Origin of the sequence: Pseudoalteromonas sp. MQS005 (assembly GCF_001661605.1) — a bacterium.
Classification (GTDB): Bacteria; Pseudomonadota; Gammaproteobacteria; order Enterobacterales; family Alteromonadaceae; genus Pseudoalteromonas; species Pseudoalteromonas tetraodonis.
Genome location: NZ_LYRQ01000107.1, coordinates 1 through 1,651 on the forward strand (window position 1 = coordinate 1; position 1,651 = coordinate 1,651).

Genomic DNA, 1,651 nt, shown 5'->3' on the forward strand with positions numbered 1-1,651 from the left:
CCGGAGGCTCCGATTGATATCAAAAGGGTAGGACCGATAATTTAGATAGAAAGCCAAAATCAAATTCAGAAACAACCCCGCAACTGATTTGCCTGTTGGATCCGCTCATCACGAAATTGTGGTACCAGCGCGTCAGTTCTGAACTAAGTCGAGCCAACCAGTAAATTAGGTATTTATTATAAATTTTACTCTAAGCTCAAAAAGTGTTCTGGTCAAGCATAACCGGACACTTTTTGTTGCGCATTTTCGTAATGAATCGGCGACAAGTCACCGTTCGCTGAATGCAAGCGCTCTAGGTTGTAGTAGCGCATATAATCGGCCACATCGTTCTTCATATGTTGATGAGAGGGCTGTGGTACTTTGAACAACCAATCGTGCTTTAAGCTGCCAAAGAAGCGCTCAACCACCGCGTTGTCCCAGCATGCACCGACATCGCCCATACTGGCGCGAATGCCATAGTTCTTTAACAAGCGACGATAGTGTTTACTCGTATAATGCGAGCCGCGGTCACTATGAAACACCAAGCCTTTGGGCGGCTGACGCATTCCGTAGGCCTTAATGAGCGCTTTGCTGATCAGGTCCGTGGTCATCCGTTTGTCGATATGCCAACCCACAATGCGTCTAGAGTATAAGTCCATCACAATGGCCAGATACATCCAGCCTTGATCAGTGCGCAAATACGTCACGTCACCTGCCCACACCTGATTTGGCCCGAGCGGATTAAAATTTTGATTCAATAAATTATCAGCAACCGCATCACTGTGCTTGCGCTTCGTCGTGATCTTGTAAGCTACGCGCTGGGTCACATGAAGCCCCAACTTATCCATCAGTTTTCGAACACGATACAGCCCAATGGTGAAGCCTTCTTCGCGCAGTTTTTTCATCATTTCTCGTCGTCCTAGGCTTTGTCGGCTCTTCTTGAACAAGACTTTGATCCTGCGGTACAGGCGCAGCTCTTGCGCATCAATCAGCTTGCCAGGGCGCTTACGCCAGTCGTAGTAAGCTGAGGTGCTAACACCCATGACCGAACAGAGTAAACGGACGGGGTAGTGATCCGCTTCGACTTTGATGAAATCAAACTTTACTTCATTTCTTTGGCGAAGAAGGCTGACGCCTTTTTTAAAATGTCTTTCTCCATGCGCAGCGGCGGTTCTCTTTGCGGAGTTGTATCAGCTCCTCACGCTCATCGCCACTCAGGACGGATCCTTTGCGCTCTGCCTCAATTTTGTCCTTCCACTTGTACAGCAGCGCCGGATTTATGCCGAGCGATTTGGCGGCCTCGACCACGGTGTACTGCTGTTCCAAGACCAAGTTAACGGCTTCTTCTTTAAACGCCGCAGGGTACTGTTTGTAAGCTCGTTTCTGACTCATGATGACACCTCAATTGCTGACGGGTATTGTCGCTAATTAAAGTGTCCGGTTCCATTAGACCAGTACAGTCGTCAGAAAGTAAGTGTGCATCAATCTTCATGTTCGCAATTTAACAGAATTTGACGTTGTTTTCTTGCTTAACGCAAAGATAAAACGGACGGTGTGGCAACGATCATTTACTGCCAATATGATCGATTAGAGCATCGATTGATACTGCAATTCTTCATGACCAAGCACATCATATCCCGACAACAACCAATCCAGTTGCCCAGAACTGAGC

The 1,651-nt window shown here is 47.4% G+C and carries 1 protein-coding gene; it reads right to left on the minus strand.

Annotation, left to right across the window (positions count from 1 at the left end; genetic code table 11):
* Positions 1-212: 212 nt before the first annotated feature.
* A protein-coding gene (locus A9479_RS19405) for an IS3 family transposase (protein ID WP_156520111.1) occupies positions 213-1,371 on the minus strand; the annotation gives its coding sequence in 2 pieces (ribosomal slippage) (positions 213-1,125 and positions 1,124-1,371; 1,161 coding nt in all).
* Between the last annotated feature and the right edge of the window lie 280 nt (positions 1,372-1,651).